Origin of the sequence: Candidatus Pantoea carbekii, from assembly GCF_000971765.1 — a bacterium.
GTDB lineage: Bacteria > Pseudomonadota > Gammaproteobacteria > Enterobacterales > Enterobacteriaceae > Pantoea_A > Pantoea_A carbekii.
On sequence record NZ_CP010907.1, the window covers coordinates 335,743 to 353,081 of the forward strand.

At 28.1% G+C, this 17,339-nt stretch carries 10 protein-coding genes; 4 read left to right on the forward strand and 6 right to left on the reverse strand.

Annotated elements, in window-relative coordinates:
• Positions 1 to 654: 654 nt before the first annotated feature.
• Positions 655 to 2,022: an aminodeoxychorismate synthase component 1 gene (gene pabB, locus BMSBPS_RS01165; protein WP_022564595.1), complete on the reverse strand. Its 1,368-nt coding sequence runs from the start codon at positions 2,020 to 2,022 to the stop codon at positions 655 to 657.
• 575 nt (positions 2,023 to 2,597) lie between these two features.
• Here pabB and tsaB point away from each other — a divergent pair.
• Positions 2,598 to 3,287, forward strand: coding sequence for a tRNA (adenosine(37)-N6)-threonylcarbamoyltransferase complex dimerization subunit type 1 TsaB (gene tsaB / locus BMSBPS_RS01170; protein ID WP_235375462.1), 690 nt, complete (start codon positions 2,598 to 2,600; stop codon positions 3,285 to 3,287).
• Positions 3,288 to 3,688: 401 nt separating this feature from the next.
• Here tsaB and minE read toward each other — a convergent pair whose 3' ends face one another.
• The 5 genes from minE to gap form a co-directional block, all read right to left on the reverse strand.
• Positions 3,689 to 3,961, reverse strand: coding sequence for a cell division topological specificity factor MinE (gene minE / locus BMSBPS_RS01175; protein ID WP_022564597.1), 273 nt, complete (start codon positions 3,959 to 3,961; stop codon positions 3,689 to 3,691).
• 3 nt (positions 3,962 to 3,964) lie between these two features.
• On the reverse strand, positions 3,965 to 4,777 hold the full coding sequence (minD, locus tag BMSBPS_RS01180) for a septum site-determining protein MinD (protein WP_022564598.1): 813 nt from the start codon (positions 4,775 to 4,777) through the stop codon (positions 3,965 to 3,967).
• Positions 4,778 to 4,825: 48 nt separating this feature from the next.
• A complete protein-coding gene (gene minC / locus BMSBPS_RS01185) occupies positions 4,826 to 5,524 on the reverse strand; it encodes a septum site-determining protein MinC (RefSeq protein ID WP_022564599.1) in 699 nt (232 codons plus the stop codon).
• A 1,933-nt stretch (positions 5,525 to 7,457) separates the two neighbouring features.
• Entirely contained in the window at positions 7,458 to 9,191 is a 1,734-nt protein-coding gene (locus tag BMSBPS_RS01190) for a potassium/proton antiporter (protein WP_407638112.1), read from the reverse strand.
• 2,048 nt (positions 9,192 to 11,239) lie between these two features.
• A complete protein-coding gene (gap, locus tag BMSBPS_RS01195) occupies positions 11,240 to 12,238 on the reverse strand; it encodes a type I glyceraldehyde-3-phosphate dehydrogenase (RefSeq protein WP_022564601.1) in 999 nt (332 codons plus the stop codon).
• Between the two features lie 1,626 nt (positions 12,239 to 13,864).
• Here gap and galU point away from each other — a divergent pair.
• Genes galU through BMSBPS_RS01210 form a run of 3 tightly spaced genes read left to right on the forward strand, consistent with a single transcriptional unit; the run spans position 13,865 to position 17,163 of the window.
• Positions 13,865 to 14,776 carry a UTP--glucose-1-phosphate uridylyltransferase GalU gene (galU, locus tag BMSBPS_RS01200; RefSeq protein ID WP_046201092.1) on the forward strand — a complete coding sequence of 304 codons (912 nt, stop codon included), beginning with the start codon at positions 13,865 to 13,867 and terminating at the stop codon, positions 14,774 to 14,776.
• A 15-nt stretch (positions 14,777 to 14,791) separates the two neighbouring features.
• A complete protein-coding gene (locus BMSBPS_RS01205; RefSeq protein ID WP_022564603.1) occupies positions 14,792 to 16,159 on the forward strand; it encodes a UDP-glucose dehydrogenase family protein in 1,368 nt (455 codons plus the stop codon).
• Positions 16,156 to 17,163, forward strand: coding sequence for an NAD-dependent epimerase (locus tag BMSBPS_RS01210; protein ID WP_046201093.1), 1,008 nt, complete (start codon positions 16,156 to 16,158; stop codon positions 17,161 to 17,163). The genes BMSBPS_RS01205 and BMSBPS_RS01210 overlap by 4 nt, the downstream gene beginning before the upstream one ends.
• The last annotated feature ends 176 nt before the right edge of the window (positions 17,164 to 17,339 follow it).

Sequence of the window (17,339 nt, forward strand, 5' to 3'; positions counted from 1 at the left end):
CACAGCGTTCAATTCGTAATATTATGACACCACGCAGTGATATTTCTTGGGTTGACGTTTCGCGTCCACTAGATGAGATTCGTATTCAGATTTTAGATACACCACATAGCCTATTTCCAGTCTGTTGCGGTGAATTGGATAATATTATTGGAGTAGTAAGAGCTAAAGAACTTTTAGTTGCACTAGAAAATACTGTAGATGTTTCAATATTTGCTTCTAAATCACCTGCTATACTTGTACAAGAAACACTAGATTCAATCAACCTACTCAGTGTATTGCGTGGTGCAAAGGGTAAATGTGTTATTGTAATCAATGAGTTTAGTAAAATACAAGGATTAATTACTCCTCTAGATGTATTAGAAGCAATTGCTGGTGAATTTCCAGACGAAGATGAGACCTTAGATATCACGAATACCTAATAGATATAATCTAGAACATCACATAACACACATTAGACACTTCTATATTAATATAGTTGAACAATTTTTACGATCATTTAATAAGTTCATGATTTGAAAAAATATTTTCATTTATAAATATTTTCATGATTCTAGCATTTAAAAGATCTGTAATATACAAGATATATCATTAATTCTATACTTAAAAAATATTTGATATTTATCAAATAATATTTTATTAATTTGTAATTCAATTTTAAAATTTATATTTAGTATTAGCGTCAATGTGTAAAATGCGATTTACTTTATTAAACGTTTCTTCATATTCCTGTTCAAGTATGCTATCTGCTACTAATCCACTACCTGCTGAACAATAAAGGTGCTGTTTTTCCGCAATTAATGTACGGATAGCAATACTGCTATCCATTCTACCACATAAACTAATATAACCAATGCTACCACACCAAGCATTGCGACGATTTGGCTCTAACTCCTCTATGATCTCCATGGCACGAATTTTGGGCGCCCCAGTAATAGAACCGCCAGGAAAGCAAGCTCGCAATAAATCTACAGGAAAAAACGTCTGTAATAAACGGGCCCGTATAGTACTAACTAAATGATGAACTGCTGCAAAAGACTCTACTATAAACAATTCTGGTACATGTACGCTGTTAGTTACAGCTATGCGACTGAGATCGTTACGCATTAAGTCGACAATCATTAGATTTTCTGCGCGATCTTTTTCAGCATTAGCAAGTTTTTTAATTTGTTTGATATCATTTATTGGATCTAATAGACGCGGTAAAGTTCCTTTAATGGGTCGTGTTTCAATTTCTCCTTTTTGGAGAAAAAGAAAACGTTCTGGCGATAAACTCATCACTACACTCATTGGTAATCTTATAAACGCACTAAAAGGAGCACAGTTACGCCGGTTAAAGTTCAAGAAAGCATGCCATTCATTGCCAGTATAAGTTGCTTGAAAACGCTGTGCTAAATTAACTTGATAACATTCACCTTTTTCAATATATTTTTTCACTTTATAAAATCGGCTAGTATAACCCTTAAAATTCATGTTGCTGTGCCATCTGCTAGTTAATCTAAAAGATATAGTCTTAGTTTTAGCTTGAGCTAAAAGCCACTTCCAGCGTGCATTCGCATCATTAAGCGATACTAATGTAAGTTTTTTTAAACAATGATCAGCAATCAATGCCCAATCATAAATTCCTACTGCCATATCAGGCGTTGACAGATCTTGTTTTGCTAACTTGGGCAGTTTTTCAAAGCGTCGTGCAAGATCGTAACCAAATAGCCCTATTGCACCTCCTTGAAAAGGTAATGCATCGTTAAAAAGAGGAGTTACTCCTATCATATCGCATTCTCTACGTACAATTAATAAAGGATCTTCATTAGACTGTAGAACACTACCACCTTTTACAATTGTTGTTATATTTCCGTATGTCGTAAGCATAACAAGAGGGTCAGCAGTAAGAATGTCAAATCGGCTATATACATGATTAGCGTGCCCTGAAGTAAGTAACATTGCCCAGGGTTGATTAGCAAGAACGGAAAAATTATGTAATGCTGCGTAAGCAGTATAGTTTAAAATATAAGTTTTAATAGTCACGTGATGAATTACTTTACTCCACCCATTAATTAGCAAGCTATATTTTGTATTTTTGTCTCAGTCTGCTTTATAGAAAATTCTTGCTATTGAAATTAATACATGAAGAAAGTCTTACCGTTATCAATTTACATACCCACAGCATGATAATAAATCATATATAATGATCAACAGCTTAAAGAATATATTTTTTATTTGAATTTATATTATATTTAGATTGACGTATAGAGTCTAAATATAGTTTATATAATGTAATATGCCTTTAATTGTATGTATGTGTTTTAAATTTAATACATATTAAAATAATATTATTTATATACATTGTATACGTAGCAATTTTTTGGCATGTAATTATGGTCAGATTGAAGTATAATCATGTAATATCTATGTATATTAAACTAATTAATATTATCAGTTAAATTATATGATCAATTTAATTAATCGGTATAGTTTATCAGTATAGTGCATATGATAGTATAGTTATACTATTTTGATGAACTAAAATATTTAAAAATCAATTTTTGATGTTACTATACAATAAAAAAATAAAAATTGTAGGTGTTTATCATACTATGTCTATTAAAATTTTAGCCTTAGATACTACTACAGAAGCTCATTCAGTTGCATTAATAAATAATGAGAAAATTGATGCACGTTTTGAAATTGCTCCCCGTTTGCATACGCAACGTATTCTTCCAATAATCAAAGAATTATTGTATAAGCAAAATATGAGATTAGGTGAAATTGACTTATTAGCTTTTGGCCACGGTCCTGGTAGCTTTACAGGTATACGTATTGCAATTAGCATTACACAGGGACTAGCTTTAGGTGCACACCTTCCAATTGTTGGTATATCTTCTTTAGTTACAATGGCACAAAGTGCTTGGAACCAAATAGCAGCTACCCACGTTCTTGCAGGAATTAATGCACGTATGGGAGAAATTTATTGGGCTGAATATCAACGTAATGATCAGGGTATTTGGACAGGTAAAGAAACAATATTATCAATAAAAATAGTCCTATCACGTATTGCTACTCTGAAAGGAAAATGGGCTATAGTTGGTAATATCTGGAAAATTTATCCAGAACTATCAAAGACAGTACCTGATCTGCAGCTCATAGAGACAAACATAATATTACCTATCGCAAAGGATATGTTACCTTTAGCCTCTAGAGCTTGGCAACGTAGGGAAATTAAAAAAGTAGAAGATGCTATTCCAGTATATTTACGGAATGAGATTGCATGGGCAAAGAACCCTAATCCTTGAATAAGATTAATACCTTTAAATCTAACTGATCGAAGATTCTTAATTTTAGTTCGATAAAATTTAGCAGCTAATTTTTCACCTAAATGTAATATATATTAATAAATAAAAAATTTAAAATGATTCAGTATAGCATATCAATGTTTAAATCATGTAATATTGTTATGTACTACACGTTATTTATATAATTAATAGATTAACATATTTTTTTTGATAAGAATAACTAATTTTACAAAATTACATTAATTATATAGTGTATAATCGTATACTAATGATTTCAAAATTTACCGATAAAACAAAAAGTAATATATTATAACTATAATTAGATAATAATTTAGCTAAACAAATAATATAAAGATTATTAATACACATTATAAATATACTCTTTAGCATATCTGAAAATGTTATTTAATAATAATGTCTTCAGTTTCAGGCAAAATAACATTTAATTCTAATATAAAGATATCGTCTCCTTTTTGATCTAGTTGTACAGTGACCATATCTGGATCAATTTTTACATACTTACAGATTACTTCTAGTATATCACGTTTCAATTGAGTCAAATAATGAGGTTGACTATTGTCTTTTCTGCGTTCAGCTACGATAATTTGCAGCCTTTCCTTGGCTATGGAAGCTGTATTCTTTTTATGAGATAAAAAAAAATCAAGTAATACCATGATTTATACTCTGAATAAGCGTTTTAGAAAACCCTTCTTCTCTTCTCCAACAAAACGAAAGGGGTATTGTTCACCAAGTAAGCGCTCTACGGTATCAGTATAAGCTTTTCCAGCGTTAGAATTACTATCAAGTGTTATTGGTTCGCCTTGATTAGACGCACGAAGTACAGATTGATCTTCTGGTATGACACCGACTAATGGAATACGTAAAATGCTTAACACATCTTCTATGCTTAACATATCACCTCGAATCACACGACTGGGATTATAACGAGTTAAGAGCAAATGTTCTTTAACTGGTGCATTGCCTTTCTCTGCTCGACGAGATTTAGAGGAAATAATTCCAAGAATACGATCAGAATCACGCACAGAAGATATTTCAGGATTAGTTGTAATAATTGCTTCATCAGCAAAATAAAGTGCCATCAATGCACCAGTTTCAATACCTGCTGGAGAATCACAAATAATAAATTCAAATTCCATTAGTTCTAAATCATTGAGAATCTTCTCAACGCCTTTTCGAGTTAAGGCATCTTTGTCACGAGTTTGTGAAGCAGGCAGTATATATAGCTGTTGAATACGTTTATCAGCGATCAAAGCCTGATTCAATATAGCATCACCCTGAATAACATTTATAAAATCGTATACTACACGACGTTCACAACCCATAACTAAATCAAGATTTCTTAGTCCAATATCAAAATCGATTACAACAGTTTTTTTTCCCTTTTGTGCTAACCCCGTGGCAATGGCAGCACTTGATGTAGTTTTGCCAACGCCGCCTTTACCTGATGTAACTACAATGATGCGTGCCATAAATATTCATTTCCTTAACAATGGAGAATAAAGAAAAGAAGCTTAATTTTAATTAAGTGTTTGTATAGCAAGTACGCCGTCTTGAAGGTACAAACGTGCTGCAGTACTAAAAAACTTACCTGGAATTTGATCCATAGTCCAATATTCTCCAGCGATGGAAACTAACTCTGCAGCAAGATTAGTACAAAAAATCTGGCATTTAAAATCGCCACTCGCTCCCGCTAATACACGACCACGCATAATACCGTAAATATGAACGTTACCATCAGCGACTAGTTCAGCACCGGCGCTAACATTGTTAATAACGATAAGATCAGTATTACGAGCATAAATTTGTTGACCTGAACGTACTAGAGTATTAATAATACGTGCTTTATTAGTCTCTTGATTATGATCGTTAACTAAATTAGATTTAGTACTATCTGTTGTTTTGAAAACAACTTTACCTTCACATAATACTGGCAGACCGGCACTCGCAATTATTTTTTTTAATGTCTCATCCTTACAACCACTTACACCGATAATACGTAGCCCTGTTGCGCTAACTGCTTGTTGTATTTGTAACCAGTTAATATCACCGCTTAATGTGGAGATATTGAGTACTATAGGTGCATTCTGCAAAAACTTAGGTGCTTGGTTAATTTTTTCTTGTATAGCTTGCCGGATAATCTCAGGTTGCGATTGGTGCAGATGAACGACTGATAAGGTAAAATTGCTTCCTTTAAAATCAATTGGCGATTTCGACATCTGTCTTATGCGTTCCTATTTTTACGATTATTTAGATATTCAACAACATCTAAATAATCAATATTTAAGAGTTTTCAAAACATATTATAATTATTATTTAAGTTCAAACAAGTAAAGCTATCTGCTAAAGTGATATAAAAAAATATTTTTATATCGTTTTTATATGATCTTTATAAAAATTTTTTTTAAAAAAACTGAGAAAAATTTTCAAAATATATTTTTTCGACATTTTTTTAATGATAAACGTTAAATTATAATTAATTTAACTTTAAATTAATTATAATTGATATTTAGTAAAGTCAGATCTATATTTAAACGAACTACGCGATTAATGTAATAATTTATGTATTTTTCTGAAATTTTATATTATTATCAATATAATAAAGAATTTTTTTTCTGTTGTTAAATAACGTTTTGAGCTTCTGACACTATGAACATCTAATAGATTAGATTTATATTTTATAATTTTTTATGACACAATAAAAATTATAAAATATTTAATCTCGATTAAATTAACCAAAATTATTTCTTGTAAAATTAATACAATTTTCACATAGATTCAGTCTATTACCAGCATATTGAAAAATCGAAATATCTATTTGATATATTATGTTGTAAATTAAATTCATGTAAGATTAATCATAAATAATTTATATTTATAATTCATTAGTTTTCTATTAACAATTAAAGTGAATAATTAAAGTATTTATTTTAATTATTCACAGTAATAAAATTATAATTTTACATACACAAAATTTAGAAAAGAAAAATTTTAACTTTTTTATAAAAAAATACAGTAAATTTATAATATTTTTATTTATAAATAAATGATTATATCAATGAAAAAATTAATTTACTTAAATAAATTTTTGAAAAATAATATACAAGATATTAATAAACACATTATATCTATAATCTAGATTTTATGATGTCGAAATGATATATTTCAATACAGATATATTATATATGTTTTGGTCTAAAATATTTTTTTTGATTATAAATTAGAAAATTAAAATAATTTAATTTTTATATTGTAAATAAATTCTTGTAATAAATATATGGCATATATATATCAAAACTCATGCTACTTAACTAATATTATAATATAATTTACATAATATAATCAATTAATTGAGTAACATTGATTGTATTTCTAATCTAAGCCAATACTTGTCGTTTGATAGATTTTGCTTAATTAAACTATTCAAATGGAAAATTTATATACATAAATATTTTTCAGAAATCGAAAATTTAATATTGTAGAATGAATAGTTTGTATTTTAAAAAATTTTAACGATATTACTTAACAAGTATAACAAATAAAAAATATGATTGTATCATTTTCTTTTAATAAAATATTATGCATTCTATAGAAAAGGTATTTTCTAATTCTATTTAGAATCTGATATCAAATGATAAGATCATGTTTAATTTAAATTTAAAATTTAGAATAATAAAAATATTATATATGATTTTATGAGTAACAGTATTCAGTAACGATATGTCATTTAAAAATGATTTAAACATTTTCTGCTGTCTTTATTATTAATATTGATCAACACAAATCAGATACTATAGAGAGATCTTACAAAAAATTTAGAAAAATGAAATCAATACTATTTTATTGAGTAAACATAATATTATGTAATTAATTAATCAGAATTAATAATTTTTAATTTTTTATTTAATATAAAAATTTATGTTATTTTCTTTTTGTAATCTCTTTTATTAAAAATTTTAAAGAATACATGATGAATTTTAATTAGAATTAAATTTTCTCGATATTTAACGATGCAGGTTGGATTTAAATAATCTTTAATATTTTTTAGCAATTTTGAAAATTAGTGGAATCAATTTTTGATTTTTTTTTAAAAAAATTCAGATGAGCAATCTATTTATTTATATATATAACCAATCAAAGTATGATTTAAAATCATTCTAGATCTTCCATAACACGTACTCCAATTTTCATAATTTGATTATTTTCCTTTTCTGCAACTGTCCAAATAATCTGATTCCATTCTACTTGATCACCAACTACCGGTGTACTGCCAAGCAAACTCATGATTAATTGATTCAGGGATTGATTTTCATCGGTATCATTATCTAACTCAAGACCATAAATTTGTGCTACATCATGTAATCGAGCATCAGCATCAAGAATAAAATTACCGAAAAAACTCTGGTCAAGTGATATAGGTGGGGTTTGGCTGAACATTTTTCCTAAAGCAGGCAAGTCGTGTTCACGACCTATTACACATAAAACATCCCCTTCTTTTAAACGTGTTTTACCATTTGGATGCATTAACGTATTTTGACGAAACAAAGCAGCGATGCGAGTTTTATGTGGCATTTGTAAATCACGAATAGTAGCACCAATACACCATTTATCAGCATTCAACCTATAAACAAATTGTTCCCAAGGGCTTTCGGGATGAATATCCAATGCAATACGACTAATTGGTGAAGCAGTAGGAGGCACAATAACTTTAGCTTTTTTTGCTGCATAGCCAAGTGATGTACCTTGCAGCATTAAGGATACTAGAACGACAAAAAACGCAATATTGAAATAAAGTTTAGAATTTTCTAATCCGGCCATCATTGGGAATACAGCTAATATAATTGGTACAGCACCACGTAACCCAACCCAGCTAATAAATATACGTTCGCGATATGTAAATCCTTTGAAAGGTAATAATCCTACTATAATTGAAAAAGGACGAGCAATAAAAATTAACCATAGTGATAAAATCATTGCTGGAAGTGCAATATGCCACAGATCTGACGGTGTTACTAATAGTCCTAGTACAATAAACATTCCAATTTGGCTCAACCATGCCATGCCATCAAAAGTCTGTAAGATACCATGGCGATTTCGAATAGGACTGTTTCCTAATAGAAAACCACACAGATAAATTGCTAAAATACCGCTGCCTTTTATAACAGTTGTTAAAGCAAAGACCATAATACCACCACTTAATGCTAATAAAGGATACAAACCTTCTGCTAAATTAATTTTATTAATTAATTTTTGCATTGCCCAACCACCGCTTAAGCCAAATATAATACCCAAACCAAATTGTTGAATTAGATGTATTACAAAAATCCAATTTAATTCTGATTCTCCCTTTTGAATCATCTCAATCAGAGCAATAGTTAAAAAAACAGCCATGGGATCATTACTGCCAGATTCAATTTCGAGTGTTGCGCTTACTCTTTCATTCAGACCTTTATTGCCTAATAAAGAAAATACGGCAGCAGCATCGGTTGAACCGATAATAGAACCAATCAGAAAACCTTGTATTAAATCAAGCTTAAAAAGCCAAGCAGCACCTATACCTGTTAATCCTGCTGTAATTATTACACCCACTGTTGCCAATGCCAATGCAGGAGTGAGAGCTACTTTAAAAGAACTAGCTTTAGTGCGTATTCCACCATCAAGTAAAATTACAGCTAATGCAAGATTTGAAACCAAGTAAGCGACAGGATAATTATCAAAAGCCACACCACCAATACCATCAACACCTGTAAGCATACCGATCAACAGAAAAATAACTAAAATTGGAATACCCAGTCGTGAGGAAAAAGAACTTAGCAGAATACTTGCTGCAACCAGCACGGAACCGATAATTAACAAACTATAAATCATGCTGATATTCAACGTCATTCTCCTACTAAAATGAGAAATAAGTAAAAAGTTATGTTAAATTCAATGAGATAAGCAAAGATAAAATATATCGTATATCAATAATTTTTCATCAGCTATTTACGTATTCTCAAGAATATTAGGAACTATTCTCTTATACTAAAAAATTTTAGAAAAATCAGTTATTATTACTAAAAATTAAAAATAATTATGTAAAAAAAGCCTATCATAGATAGGCTCTAAGCTTTATTTCTTTAATGCTCTTAATAAAGAGATCTAAATACTAGATACATGCTAAAAATCAGATTGATATCAAATTAAGACAATCTTGCAACATTATTGTAAATAATTACTATTAATTCCATAGAATTTAATCAAGATGGTAGGAATTAGAATATTTTGTTTAATGCAGCTATAAATAAAGTTTCTTAATAAAAATTAATAAAATATAAAACTTATTAATTGAAGTTATGCTTATTTAAGGATTATAGAATATAGATATTACATAGTCAGTTATGATATATTTTATTTTTTATATGAAAAACTTTTTATAATTAAATGTATAAAACACTTGTTATTCTAGAGAAACACTTTGCTCACGTAATTTTAATTTCAAATATAAAATACTTAATATTTTATATTGTTATTTTAAGTTAAAGTAGACACAATATAACAATACTTAATTAAGTATTGTTATATTAAATGTACAAATCTTATGAAGATATTTAAAACAATGCTATTATTTTTAGTGCATAGTTTTTTATTTATAAAAATATTTTCAAAATGCATCGTTTATAGATCTATAATTTAATAATTCCGAATTTACTGTAGTAAATTTCACAAAAATTACTATCCTATTTTTAATATATATATACTTAAATGCATAAATATATCGAATATTATTAATTGAGTAAAAATTTTCATTGACTATCATCGACTATAAAACTAAGCGAATTTGAATTTTCATTTTTATGAAAACATTTATATAAATTAATAAAAACTATATATTAATTATATTATTTTATATGTCTATTAAAAAATTAATGCGCTTATTTAAACCATATAATTATTTGCTGTTTAAATAAAATTTTCTTATTTTTATGAGAAAGAATTTTGATGTATTAACATAAATCATTAATTAATAGATATGTAGCATTTAAATTAAATTTTTTAATACATAAGATGACTTATGATCTTTAAATGCTCTATATTTACATCAAATAGTTTTAAGTCTTTAAAATCATATCTTATTATTTTTTTATAAATTATGATTAGGTAATATCAAACGTGGTTAAGTAGATTATAATAATTTTATTAAGACAAATATTGGTATAGCATTGTAATTTTCTTAATTAAAATAAATTGCATTATAAATAATACAATAGAATAAAATTATATGCAGATCAAATTTAATTTTTCATTTATATACCATATATGCAAATATAAAATATTTTTGTTACTTCACATATAATATAATTATGTAACAGTTGATCAATGCTGAATAATTTAAACTTTTCTTATAAAAATATTTGGCGATTTTAAAATACATATTAACAAATAAATTAACATAATTATTTTGATTATATTGTATATAATACATATTATATACAATATAATCAAAATACTATATATTAAGCATAGTCAGTCAAAAAAATTTTTGAATAATTTTCTTAATATTAGATTCCTCTAACTTTAAGCAATTTTAAAAAATTTTATATTTTTCAACATTTTTTGATATTCCACAGTGAATACTTGCTTAAAATACCATATAAATTTAACGATGTTCAATTAATTTTTATTAACAGCTTAAATCAAGTTCTATTTAGAATACAAATCATAGTAATAAAATATATTTTTCAGAAATTACGTTCACAAAAACATAATGTTAAATTATTCGTTTGAATGTATTTAATATTAATTTAAATATTATGTTAATAATACGAACTATTAACGTATAAATTTTACAATGCTACAATTTAATTATATTCTCTGTTATATTAGAGAGTCTTTTAATTGAATCAATTATATATATCTATACAATAAAACACACTTGTTTTACAAAAATCTATTTAGTATGAAGCAATTAATGCAATTAAATCTAGAACTTTATTAGAATAACCAGTTTCATTATCATACCAAGAAACTAACTTAACAAAATTATCATTTAGTGCAATACCTGCTTTGACATCAAATACTGAAGTTAGAATTTCACCATTAAAATCAGAAGACACTACATCGTCATCTATATATCCAACAACGTTTTTCATTTCATTTTGTGCAGCACTTTTTATTGTTTTGCAAATTTCTTCATAAGAGGCTGCTTTTTTTAAACGTACAGTTAAATCTATAACAGATACATTCGCAGTCGGTACTCGAAATGCCATACCTGTCAGTCGTCCATTTAATTCTGGCAAAATTTTCCCTACTGCTTTAGCAGCACCTGTTGAAGATGGAATAATATTCAACAACACACTACGTCCGCCTCGCCAATCTTTTTGAGATGGTCCATCTACAGTTTTTTGAGTTGCAGTAGCTGCATGAACAGTAGTCATTAAACCCTCGATAATGCCGAATTTGTCATTAATAATTTTGACCAACGGAGCTAAACAATTTGTCGTACAAGATGCGTTGGAAACAATATTTTGTCCATGATATTTATCAAAGTTAACACCACGAACAAACATAGGCGTATCATCTTTAGGGGGAGCAGTAATTACTACCTTTTTAGCACCAGCAGCAATATGTTGACGTGCTGTTTTATCAGTTAAAAACATACCTGTTGATTCAATCACTATATTTACTTCTATTTCATCCCATTTTAAATGCATTGGATCTTTTTCAGCAGTAGTACGAATTTGCTTACCATTAATAAGTAACATGCCGTTTTTTACTTCTACTAAACCATCAAACCGTCCATGTGTAGAATCATACTTTAACATATAACCTATATAATCGACATCAAGCAAATCATTAATTGCAACAATTTCAATGTCTGAACGCTGCTGAGCAGCCCGAAATACAATTCGACCTATGCGACCAAAACCATTAATACCTACTTTAATACTCATATTATATTTTACCAACTATTTTATTATTAAATATTAAATCATAAAGTTATAAAACTTTGTACTAGAAGTCAATAAAAATTAAATAGATCAATTACTAAATTTTATATAATTTGTTTATTTAATGTGCAACGTGGTAGTACATATAAATTTGCAAAATATTTTAAGATAGCTATCATCTCTATTTAATTATCTTGTCATTATAATTAATGAAAGTTTTTTTTAAGAATTTTTAGTGTACAATGTAAATACTGCACATCTAACTTTATGGTTCATCAAGCATTTTAATTGTTTTTGCGCATAGCAGTACAAATTAATAAACTCTAATAACGAACATTCAACCATTATTTAGAACCTTTGTATAATCTATCTTAATTTAAGATAGTAAATCCATCTAACGCACATATCAAATGTTATTATGTTAAATATGGATTATTTTTAATGTGTGTTAGGATAAGATAGTATGTTTCATCTGTCAACTCTTTACACCTATAATTGCAAAGCAACTTAAGGAATAACTAATAGTAATATTTAAAAATATTAAAAAATTTATGATGTTAAATTTAATAAATAAATATTTAAGTATGCAATATAAAGTAAAGAAAACTTAATTTTCCATTAATAACTTTAAGTAAATACAGCGCTGTAAAAAAGCTTTTTAAAAAAAAATTATTAAACATGTTTGCATAATTCGAATTCTACAATGTTTGAATTAAATTAATAATAAATCAAAGATATTGAAAAAAAATTTTTATTTTCAATATCTTGTTGAAATTAACAAAACGAAAATTTTAACAAGATTATTTTAACTTTAACATCTTACAGGGAAGATATTTTTAGCTTATCAAAAAAATTCACAATAAATTAATTATTTGGTGCTACTAAGATAATCAAATACTATATTTCATGATATTTAAACTAATAATAATGCATATTATTAATTAATTATTTTAAATCATATTTAAGTTTATTAGTTTTGATATTTAAAATCATTTAAATATATAAAAGCATAAGTAACTATTTTTTTTTAATTAATAATTAAATAGTTACAATTATAATTTATAAAATTATTTCTTTGAATATTCAATTTTATATTCAAGTTTTTGTTACAAGTGCTTATGATTTTAGCAATATACAATATATATAAAAATTATAATGATTTTTTTAATCAACGAATTAAAAAAATCAGCTCAAAAAGCTTACATACTACTTTCTTAAAATAGTAATTTTATTTATTACGATATTGACTCAAATTTTTCTATAAATAAAATATCCTATTAGCCAAAATTCAATTCAAATTAAGTTATTGTGGAAAATTTTAAAAATCTAATTTTATTCTAAGATGAATTTATTAAATACATCATAAGTTTTAATTCATTAAATAAAATTCAACACTCATGATCTATTTGAAGATACTATCTCTTTATGTCCTTTATGAAGATACTTATATTATAAACCTAAAATCAAATAAAAGATAATTCACTTAAGAACAATATTTCTATAGATTATAGCTGAAATACAACATTATCAATCATTATGATATAACATTTAAATGCTTAGTTGGGGTCTTAAACTTAATATACCATAACTTATTTTCAAACACCTTTTTCTGTTGAAGAGAGGTATTGAATGTCTGCCAAGGATAAAATAACAAAAGCGGTAATTCCTGTTGCCGGATTAGGTACTCGTATGCTGCCCGCTACTAAGGCTATTCCGAAAGAAATGTTACCGCTAGCTGATAAGCCGTTAATTCAGTATGTGGTTAATGAATGCATTACAGCGGGCATTAATGAAATTGTTCTTGTTACACATTCTTCTAAAAATTCTATTGAGAACCATTTTGATACTAGTTTCGAACTAGAAGCCATGCTTGAAAAACGTGTTAAACGTCAGTTATTAGGTGAAATTCAATCTATTTGTCCACCACATGTTACTATTATGCAAATACGACAAGGAATAGCAAAAGGATTAGGACATGCAGTAATGTGCGCCTATCCTCTAATAGCTAATCAGGCTGTAGCTATCATTTTACCAGATGTTATTATTGACGAATATGAATTTGATCCAACTAGCGATAATTTAGCAGAAATGTTAGCACGGTATGAAGAAAGCGGTCGTAGTCAAATAATGGTTAAGCCAGTTACAGATGTAACATCCTATGGTATAGTAGATTGTCAAGGTGTAAATATGAAACCAGGTGATAGTGCAATGATAATCAATGTCATTGAAAAACCAACAATATCTGAAGCACCCTCTAATTTGGGCATAGTTGGCCGTTATGTGCTCTCTTCAGATATTTGGCCATTATTGGCACAGACACCTCCTAGTAGTAGCGGTGAAGTGCAACTTACTGATTCTATAGCAATGTTAATGAAGAAAGAAACTGTTGAAGCTTATCATTTAAAAGGTTTAAGCTATGACTGTGGTAACAAATTGGGTTATATGCAGGCTTTTGTTAAATATGGTATGAGACATCCAGTTTTTGGAAAAGATTTTACTGAGTGGCTTGAACAAATAATACTAAAAAAAATATTTCATTAAATGCAGGATGATTAGATGAAACTTACTGTATTTGGTATCGGTTATGTGGGTCTAGTGCACGCTGCCATATTAGCCGAAGTTGGACATCATGTTCTCTGTATTGATATTGATGAGAAAAAGATTAAAAATCTAAATGCAGGTATTATACCAATTTTTGAACCTGGCTTAAAACCTCTAGTTTTATCAAATTATCAAGCCGGCCGTCTTAAATTTACTACTAATGCTCATCAAGGTGTAGAACACTCCATAATTAATTTCATTACAGTTGGCACTCCAACACATCAAAATGGATATGCTGATTTGAGCCATGTAACTTCAGTTGCTAATACTATTGCAAAATATATGAATACTTATAAAGTTATCATCGATAAATCAACAGTTCCTATAGGAACTTCGAATGCTATTAGTAAAATAATAAAAAGAGTACTAAAAAAACGTAACTTGAATACGTCATTTGATATAGTTTCCAATCCCGAATTCCTTCAACAAGGTGGAGCTATAAACGATTGTATGCATCCAGAACGTATAGTAATTGGTATTGATAATGATAATGATAAATTAATCGACTTATTATGTCAATTATATGAACCTATTAACAAAAATCATAATCGCATCATTTTTATGGATCGTAAAAGTGCCGAATTAACTAAATATGCAGCAAACTGTATGCTAGCAACTAAAATTAGCTTTATGAATGAAATTGCTAATTTAGCAGAATATTTGGGCGCCGATATTGAAAAAGTCCGTCAGGGTATTGGTTCAGATTCACGTATAGGGTATGATTTTATCTATCCTGGGTGTGGATATGGTGGGTCTTGTTTTCCAAAAGATATAAGGGAACTTATTCGTACTGCAGAATTAATGAACTATACACCACGTCTTTTAAAAGCTGTAGAAGATGTCAATAATTGTCAAAAAAACAAATTATCTTATATTATTCAACACTATTTCGGTAATGATTTACGAGGTAAGGTATTCGCTGTATGGGGTTTAGCATTTAAACCCAATACTGATGATATGCGTGAAGCCCCTAGTCGTAATCTGATGGAAGCATTATGGTCAGCAGGAGCAATCATTCAGGCATTTGATCCACAGGCAATGGACGAAACTCAACGTATTTATGGTGATCGAAGTGATTTAAAATTGATGGATACTAAAGAAAAGGCATTGGAAGGTGCAGATGGATTAGTTATCTGTACAGAATGGCAAAATTTTCGCGCACCGAATTTTAATGTTATTAAATCTGCATTGAAGCAACCTGTAATCTTTGACGGGAGAAACCTTTATGATCCTGAACTTATTAAGAAATACGGTTTTATTTATTACGCAATCGGACGTGGAGAATCTATACAAACTGTGCGATCAAATCAGAGGAACTTATGAAGTTTTTAATTACTGGCTCTGCAGGTTTTATTGGTTTTCACATTAGTAAACGTTTATTAGATTCTGGTCATCAAGTTATTGGCATAGACAATCTAAATGACTACTATGATGTTAGTTTAAAAAAAGCGCGACTTAATCAAATTATTAAATATTCTAAATTTACTTTTATAAAAATGGATTTAATAGATAGCTCTGCTATCTCTTGCTTATTTTCAACATATCATTTCGATCGTGTTATTCATTTAGGTGCACAGGCAGGTGTACGTTATTCAATTGATCATCCCAATGCTTATGCAAATTCCAATTTAATTGGACATCTCAATATTTTAGAAGCATGTCGCCATAATAAGATTGAACATCTTATATATGCTTCATCTAGTTCAGTATATGGCCTTAATAACAAACTTCCTTTTTCAACGGATGATAAAGTAGATCATCCTATTTCACTTTATGCCGCTACAAAAAAAGCTAACGAATTAATGTCACATGCTTATTCACATCTTTATAAATTACCTACTACAGGATTAAGATTTTTTACAGTTTATGGTCCATGGGGACGTCCAGATATGGCTGTATTTAAATTTACGCGTTCTATTCTAGAAGGCAAACAGCTTCATATTTATAACCATGGACACATGAAACGTGATTTCACTTATATTGATGATGTTGTTGATAGAATAATATATTTAATAGATGTCATTCCTCAACAAAATAAAAATTGGACTGTAGAAAATGGGCCCATAGGATCAAGCTCTGCAACTTACCATATCTACAATATAGGTAATACTCACTCTGTTAGCTTAATTACTTGTATTAATTTGATTGAAAAAGCAGTGGGGATGAAAGCAAAAAAAAATATGTTACCTATGCAACCTGGTGATATTTTACAAACTAGTGCAGATATGACAGCACTACAAGGTAACATTAATTTTCAACCCTATACTAATCTTGAAGAAGGTATAAAAAAATTTGTTGATTGGTATCGAAAATTTTATCATTATTAAAAATTTTAAATTTTTAATAATGTTTTATAACAATGTATAATTTAATTATATTTTAAATATTAACATATTCAAAATTTAAAAGTGAATTATATTTTTTTATAACAAATCTATAAAGAAGAAATATCGAAAAAGATATAGTTAATCTATTTTGTTCGGTTCTATTTTAAAAAGATAAT

Bases quoted from the DNA above. Each gene is read 5' to 3' on its own strand.
- BMSBPS_RS01190 (WP_407638112.1), bottom strand. From the start codon at position 9,191: ATGACGTTGAATATCAGCATGATTTATAGTTTGTTAATTATCGGTTCC.
- gap (WP_022564601.1), bottom strand. From the start codon at position 12,238: ATGAGTATTAAAGTAGGTATTAATGGTTTTGGTCGCATAGGTCGAATT.
- BMSBPS_RS01205 (WP_022564603.1), top strand. From the start codon at position 14,792: ATGAAACTTACTGTATTTGGTATCGGTTATGTGGGTCTAGTGCACGCT.
- BMSBPS_RS01210 (WP_046201093.1), top strand. From the start codon at position 16,156: ATGAAGTTTTTAATTACTGGCTCTGCAGGTTTTATTGGTTTTCACATT.
- minD (WP_022564598.1), bottom strand. From the start codon at position 4,777: ATGGCACGCATCATTGTAGTTACATCAGGTAAAGGCGGCGTTGGCAAA.
- galU (WP_046201092.1), top strand. From the start codon at position 13,865: ATGTCTGCCAAGGATAAAATAACAAAAGCGGTAATTCCTGTTGCCGGA.
- minE (WP_022564597.1), bottom strand. From the start codon at position 3,961: ATGGTATTACTTGATTTTTTTTTATCTCATAAAAAGAATACAGCTTCC.
- minC (WP_022564599.1), bottom strand. From the start codon at position 5,524: ATGTCGAAATCGCCAATTGATTTTAAAGGAAGCAATTTTACCTTATCA.